Below are 6,644 nucleotides of genomic sequence, written 5' to 3'. Positions count from 1 at the left end.
CGCGACGGTAGCTACTCGTTACTATCCGTATCCTGCGTCAAACATACAAGGGGCGGGGTGCGAATGGAGGCCAAGGATGGGACTGTTCGCAGAACTCAGAGACAGCATATCCCGGGTCACGGCGAGCATGTTCGCCGACGACTCGGAGCCGAAACGAATCGGGATTTACGGTCCGCCCAACGCGGGTAAGACCACTCTAGCCAACCGCATCGCGCGTGACTGGACGGGCGACGCGGTCGGTCCGGAGAGCCACATCCCGCACGAGACGCGCCGCGCGCGTCGAAAGGAGAACGTCGAGATCAAACGAGACGGCAAGACCGTCAACATCGACATCGTCGACACGCCCGGTGTCACGACGAAGGTCGACTACTCGGAGTTCCTCGACCACGACATGGAGAAGGACGAGGCCGTTCGTCGCTCCCGCGAGGCTACCGAGGGCGTCGCCGAGGCGATGCACTGGCTCCGCGAGGACGTCGACGGCGTCATCTACGTCCTCGACTCCACCGAGGACCCGTTCACGCAGGTGAACACGATGCTCATCGGCATCATCGAGAGCCGGGAGCTACCGGTGCTTATCCTCGGGAACAAGACGGACCTCGAGGACTCGAACATCCAGCAGATCTCGAACGCCTTCCCCCAGCACGAGACCATCGCGCTCTCGGCGAAGGAGGGTTCGAACATGGACGAGGTCTACGAGAAGATAGCGGAGTACTTCGGGTGACCACCAATGCCTGAGACAACCAACCCGGACGGCGTCCAGATCGACCTCATCAGCGGCCAGCGGATGTCCGGGAAGACGTCGATGGAGAAGATACGCATGATTCTCGACGGCGTCCGCGACGGCAAGATCGTCGTCCTGGAGACGGGGCTCACTCCCGACGAGGAGTCGAAACTCATCGAAGTGACGATGAGCGAGATCAACCCCGACGACTTCACCGGCATCGAGATCGAGAGCTTCCCGCAGTCCGACACCGGAGACACGACCCTGCTCGGTCGCCTGATGGGCAAGGAGTCGACGTCGAAGCTGACGGTGATCGGTCCGGCGAACCAGATCCAGTCGCTCCACAAAGACGAGACGCTCATCAGCGCGCTCATCTCCCGCAAGTAATGCCACACCAGTGTACGAACTGCGGACACGTCTTCGCGGACGGCTCCAAGGAGATGCTCTCGGGGTGTCCGGACTGCGGCGGCAACAAGTTCCAGTACCACCCCGGGGAGGTGCCCGAGGAGGCGCCGACCGACGCCGAACCGCCCGAGCGAGAGGGTGGCTCCGTCACCGGCGCGGTCGGTCGCGCCGCGAACAAGGTCCGCGACGCGGTCTCGACCGACTCGGACCCTGCTCCAGGCAACGCCGAGACGGCGCCTGAGCGTCCGTCCGCCGACAGCGGCGACGAAGACGCGGTCGACTCCGGCACATCGCCCGTTACCGACTCGCCGGCCGCAGATTCGGACACTGCACCCGAAACGGGGGGCACCGAGGCCTCCGGTGGCACAGGCGCTCCTGATTCGACTGTCGACGACGACACAGGGTCCGTAAACGCGGCCCCGGCGGACTACGAGGACAGCGCGCAGGCGGACGCCCGCAGCGAGATTGTCGACCGCAACTCGCTCCCGGACGCTTCCGAAGGTCGCGTCGTCAAGGAACCGGACGCTCCCGAAGAGCGACCGGACCTCGAGGACCTCCGGAGCGAACTGAACGACCAGTTCGAGTCCATCCGCATCGTCGCGCCGGGCCAGTACGAACTCAACCTCATGGAGCTGTACGACCGCCAGGAGTACATCATCGCGCTCCAGGAGGACGGCCAGTACGTCATCGAGGTGCCCGACGCCTGGGACGCCCCCGAGTCTAGCGACGACTTCTGAGAGAGAACCGACTTCCCGACACCGCGGCTCTCGACCGGGTCGGCTACGAGCGGATTGCCGCGTGCCGAAGTTGTTTTCCGCTCCGCAACCGCCAACCAGCTAGATGTCCCTCCGCGACCGTATCGCCGCGCTCCTCGCCGCGTTCCCGGCGACGCTCGCGAGACTCGGCCTCCTCGACCGGGAGAAGGGCGAGGAGGCGTTCGACCTCGCGGTTCCCGCGATGGTCACCGGCGGCCTCCGGACGCTGTTGCGCACCGCGGACTTCTTCATGGTGAGCATCGCCGTCGGCGACACCGCCGTCGCCGCCCTCGAGTTCGGCTTCCAGTACTACTTTATCCCGTACGGTCTCGCGCTCGCGCTCACGAGCGGCACCATCAGCGTCGTCTCACGGCTGAAGGGCGCCGAGGACGACGTCGCCGCGGACTTCGCCATCAAGCAGTCGCTGTGGCTCTCTCTGCTCCTCTCGGTCCCCATCACGGTCGGCACCTGGCTCTACGCCGACCCCCTCGTGGGCCTGCTCGCGAACGACCCCGAGACGACCGCGCTCGGCGCGGACTACCTCCGCGTGGTGATGCTCTCGGTGGCGTTCCGATTCTGGAGCATGATCGCCGCGCGGGCGCTCGCGGGAGCGGGCGACACGAAGACCCCGATGTACGTCCGCCTCGTCACGCTCCCGACGAACATCGTGTTGAACGCCCTGCTCATCTTCGGCCTCCTCGGTTTCCCGAGACTCGGGGTGGTCGGTGCGGCGTGGGGCACGGCGCTCTCGAACGCACTCGCCGGCGTCGTCTTCTTCGCCGTGCTCGTCTCCGGCCGCTGGAGCGTCTCGCTCGACCTCGGCGGGAAGCAGTGGGACTCGGCCATCGCCACCGAAATCGTGCGCGTCGCCCTCCCGCTGGCGGGGACGCGGCTCTCGCGGACGTTTGGCCGGTTCCCGTTCCTCTTCGTCCTCGGCGTGTTCGGGCCGACGACTGTCGCGGCGTACGCCATCGGGCGGCGCGTGATGTTACTCGCGCTGATGCCCGCGTGGGGGTACGCGACGGCCGCGAGCACCCTCGTTGGTCAGCGTCTCGGCGCGAACGACCCCGACGAGGCGGCGGACTACGGCTGGCAGACCCTCCGCATCGCGCTCGCCACGCAGTTGCTCATCGGCGCCGCCATTTTCCTCGCTGCCGGCGCCATCGCCCGCTCGTTCGGCGCCGGCGACGTGGCGCTGACGGTGACGTTCATCCGCGTCTTCGGCCTCGGCGTCGCCGGCTTCTCCGTCTCGCGGACGCTGCGCGGTGGTCTTCGCGGCGCCGGCGACACCCGCTGGCCATTCTACGGCGGCATCCTCGGCACCTACGCCGTGCGCCTGCCGCTTGCGTTCGCTGCGCTCCCGGTGGGCTACGCCATCGCTGCGGGGCCGTTCGCGCTCGGTCCGCTCGTTATCCCCGCGCTCTCGGTCGCGCCCGGGATGGGATGGGGGCTGGCCGCCATCTTCGCGGCCATCCTCGGGGACCTCTACGCCCGCGCGGTCGTCAACTTCGTCCGCTTCCGGTCCGGGGCGTGGCGCGCGTACGGCACCCCGACGACCGCGGACTGAACCGCGGCGAGCACCGCGAACGACAGCAATTTAAGTCACAGCGGGCGAACTGTCGACCATGAGCACGGCCACGAAACTCGTCGTCGCGTCCGTCGGTATCGCCGCGGTACTGTCGCTGTTCATCATCCTCAACGTCGCGTAGATGTTCTCCGAGCGCGACCTCGGGGACGAACTGGCGGCCGTCCGCGAGGCGTACGCGCCGGGCGCGCTCGTCCTCGACTGTGCGCGGGACTTCCAGACGCTCCCCCCGGAGCACCGCGACGACCTCGCGCTTCTCACCGACGCAATCGCTCCCCACGACTACGACGAGTCGTGGCTCCCCGCCGACGCGCCCGAACTCCTCGGTCGGTTGACCACCGCGGAGTTCCTCGTCGGCACACCGGGCGACGGCGCCGTCGCGTGGACCACCCAGACGGACCCGCCCGTGGTGTTCGTCAAGGCCCGCATGGACGGGACGCCCGACGCGTTCGCGGAGTTCCTGGTCGCGGAGGCGCTCGTCGAGGCCGGCCTCGACCTCCCCGAGCAGTTCCTCGGCTTCTTCGGGGAGCAGTACCGCGCGTTCGACGCCGCAGTCGACGGCAAGCCGGCCGCCGTCTACCAGTTGGCCGCAGCCGGCTGCGACGCCTACCGCGGCTTGCACACGCGCGACGAGTTCGCAGGCTGGGCGGACGACTACCCCGGCCTGCACGACGCGTGGGTCGACGCAGGCGAGCGCATCCAGCCCCGAATCAGCGGTCTCTCCGGGGAGATCGCTCGCGGGGAGACGTCGTTCTCGGACGCCGCGGAACTCGCCTGCAGCGGCGTGAAACACGGCGTCGACCTGCCCGCGCCGTTCGCCGCGCTCGACACGCTCGCGTACCGCCGACACGGCGCGAGCTACGCGGTGAAGTGGGCCGAAAAGCTGTTCGACGACGGGGAGCGCGGCGCTCAGTAGTCGGTGACGACGTCGCCGTCCTGCCCGAGTTCGACGACGATGTCGCTGGCGTCGCGGAACTCGTCGAGCACGTAGTCGCTGTGGACCTCCTGTGAGACGTGGACGAGCGCCACGGCGTCGTGTTCCTCGAGGAGGTCGCCGAGGCGCACCAGCGCGTCGAGGGCCCGCTCTTCGTCGGCGTAGTAGGCGAGTTCCGTGAGGGAGTCGAAGCTCACGCGGCGCTTCCCGGGGTTGTCGGTGAGGAACGACTCGACGGCCGAGAGGATGCCGTCCACGTCGTCTGGCGAGGAGACGTAGTGGATGTGGCTGGCGCCCCGCCGGGAGTAGCCGCGTTCGACGGAGAGCGTGTCCAGGATCTCGGCGCGGTCCTCGTCGACGTCGTAGTACTCCAGCTTCTGGGTCACCTCGCGGGCGGTGGTCCGCGTGGAGACGACGAGGAAGTGGTCGGTGTCGGTCTTCAGGAAGTCGGTGTCCATCCGGTCCGTCTCGCCGGTGCTCGGGTGGAGCAACAGTACGACAGTGCCGCCCGGGACGGCGTCCGGCGCACCCTCGATGGCGAGGTCGTAGTCCATACGGCAGGAAAACGGTCGCGTCGTCTTAATGTTGCGGGTGGCGGCGTCACTCGTGTTCAGACGAACGAACGACAGTGGCGGAGGCAGCACCCAACTCCGTAGGCCCTCGAAGCCCGCGACTCTCACGGCTCCCTTTGGTCACCGTTCGAGCATTCGGAGGCCTCCCAGCAGTCGGCCTCCCGCTCAGAACACGCTGTCGGCTGTCGCCGCGCCGACGACGCTGAAGATGGCGCCCACGGTCGTCGCTTTCAGCGTGAGCGCCGCGACCACCGCCGGTTCGGTGCCGAGTTCTAGCTGCTCGGCGAACGTCGTGGGTGCGGTGATAGCGATTCCGAGGACAAGCACCGACCCGAAGGAGACGATCATCAGGGAGACGAACCGCACCGGAATCCCGCCGACCTCCGCCTCGCGGTCCGGGTCCCGCCCGGCGTCGGCCTGATAGAGCGCGCCGTAGCCGATGGCGAAGACGATGGCGACCGTCGCGAGGACGTTGTACCAGACCATCTCGTTCGCGAGGATCCACACCTCCTCGGTGACGACGAACGGCCCCGCGAGCAGGAAGCCGCCGACGACTTGCTGGGCGGAGTCGGCGAGCGCGTACCGCTGGTTCCGACCGACCATACACTCTCAAGGTGTACTGGGGGGAAAACGGCACCGCTCCGGGGTCCCACGACCGACTCCGGTGTCGTTTTCCCCCACGCGGCTCTCCTTCCGGTATGAGCGTTCGCGAGGAGTTCGACGAGTGGGCGGCCTCTGGCCGCGACCGGGGGATGGAGGACCGCCACTGGCAGACGGCCAAGCACGTGCTCGCGCGGATGCCCGTCGAGGACGACGATTACGTGCTCGACCTCGGTACGGGCAGCGGCTACGCGCTCCGCGCGCTCCGCGAACGCGGCGTGGCCCGCGGCTACGGCCTCGACGGCGCCCCGGAGATGGTTCGAAACGCGCGCTCGTACACCGAGGACGACAGTGTCGGCTTCGTGGTCGGCGACTTCGGGTCGCTCCCCTTCGCCGACGACAGCGTCGACCACGTCTTCAGCATGGAGGCGTTCTACTACGCCGCCGACCCCCACGAGACGCTCGCGGAGATCAGTCGCGTCCTCGCCCCCGGTGGGACGTTCTACTGTGCGGTGAACTACTACGAGGAGAACGTCCACAGCCACGACTGGCAGGAGAACATCTCTGTGGAGATGACCCGCTGGGACCGCTCGGAGTACCGCGAGGCGTTCCGCGACGCCGGCCTCCACGTCGCCGAGCAGGACAACGTCGCCGACCGCGACGTCGACATCCCGGCGGCCGGTGCGTTCCCCCACGAGGGCTTCGAGACCCGCGCGGAGATGGTCGAGCGCTACCGAACCTACGGCACGCTCCTGACGGTCGGCGTCGCGCCCTGAGCGCACCACGCTCACTCACACCCCGAAACAGCACCGGACGCTACTGCAACTCCGCAGCGAGGAGGCCGGCCAGTATACCGAGGACGCCACCGACGGACGCCCAGAGGAGCGGGTTCCCGTCAGGGCCGACCACGACACCAGCGACGACGCCGCCAATCGCGCCGAGTGCACCGAACTCCCAGACCCCACCACCCGATTCCGGCTGGAAAATTCCACGAATCTTCATCCGGGAGTAAACGCCGGGTCGGCGGATAAACACACCGGTGGTGACCCTCGGACGCTGTGCTACCCCGACG

At 67.9% G+C, this 6,644-nt stretch carries 9 protein-coding genes; 6 read left to right on the top strand and 3 right to left on the bottom strand.

Translation table 11 applies throughout. The features are described 5' to 3' along the window. Positions 1–76 precede the first annotated feature (76 nt). From HALDL1_16835 to HALDL1_16810, 5 genes are all read left to right on the top strand, one after another. Positions 77–721, top strand: coding sequence for a GTP-binding protein (locus HALDL1_16835; protein ID AHG05068.1), 645 nt, complete (start codon positions 77–79; stop codon positions 719–721). A gap of 6 nt (positions 722–727) precedes the next feature. After that, on the top strand, positions 728–1,108 hold the full coding sequence (locus HALDL1_16830; protein AHG05067.1) for a hypothetical protein: 381 nt from the start codon (positions 728–730) through the stop codon (positions 1,106–1,108). Next, on the top strand, positions 1,108–1,863 hold the full coding sequence (locus HALDL1_16825) for a hypothetical protein (protein AHG05066.1): 756 nt from the start codon (positions 1,108–1,110) through the stop codon (positions 1,861–1,863). The genes HALDL1_16830 and HALDL1_16825 overlap by 1 nt, the downstream gene beginning before the upstream one ends. A gap of 103 nt (positions 1,864–1,966) precedes the next feature. Beyond that, positions 1,967–3,448, top strand: coding sequence for a multidrug transporter MatE (locus HALDL1_16820; protein ID AHG05065.1), 1,482 nt, complete (start codon positions 1,967–1,969; stop codon positions 3,446–3,448). Positions 3,449–3,590: 142 nt separating this feature from the next. Next, complete coding sequence (locus HALDL1_16810) at positions 3,591–4,382, top strand: hypothetical protein (protein AHG05064.1); 792 nt, start codon at positions 3,591–3,593, stop codon at positions 4,380–4,382. Here the strand turns inward: HALDL1_16810 and HALDL1_16805 are convergent. Both HALDL1_16805 and HALDL1_16800 read right to left on the bottom strand, forming a co-directional pair. Next, a complete protein-coding gene (locus HALDL1_16805; protein ID AHG05063.1) occupies positions 4,376–4,954 on the bottom strand; it encodes a hypothetical protein in 579 nt (192 codons plus the stop codon). The genes HALDL1_16810 and HALDL1_16805 overlap by 7 nt on opposite strands. Before the next feature lie 183 nt (positions 4,955–5,137). Then, a complete protein-coding gene (locus HALDL1_16800) occupies positions 5,138–5,575 on the bottom strand; it encodes a membrane protein (GenBank protein ID AHG05062.1) in 438 nt (145 codons plus the stop codon). A gap of 95 nt (positions 5,576–5,670) precedes the next feature. Here HALDL1_16800 and HALDL1_16795 point away from each other — a divergent pair, with 95 nt between their 5' ends. Beyond that, complete coding sequence (locus HALDL1_16795) at positions 5,671–6,348, top strand: SAM-dependent methlyltransferase (protein AHG05061.1); 678 nt, start codon at positions 5,671–5,673, stop codon at positions 6,346–6,348. Positions 6,349–6,388: 40 nt separating this feature from the next. On the opposite strand, the gene HALDL1_16790 is transcribed toward HALDL1_16795, so the two are convergent. After that, complete coding sequence (locus tag HALDL1_16790; protein ID AHG05438.1) at positions 6,389–6,574, bottom strand: hypothetical protein; 186 nt, start codon at positions 6,572–6,574, stop codon at positions 6,389–6,391. Positions 6,575–6,644: the final 70 nt, after the last annotated feature.

It is taken from the genome of Halobacterium sp. DL1 (assembly GCA_000230955.3).
Taxonomy (GTDB): domain Archaea; phylum Halobacteriota; class Halobacteria; order Halobacteriales; family Halobacteriaceae; genus Halobacterium.
The sequence above is the reverse complement of the archived record's forward strand: the minus strand, read 5'-3'. Positions and strand labels throughout refer to the sequence as shown.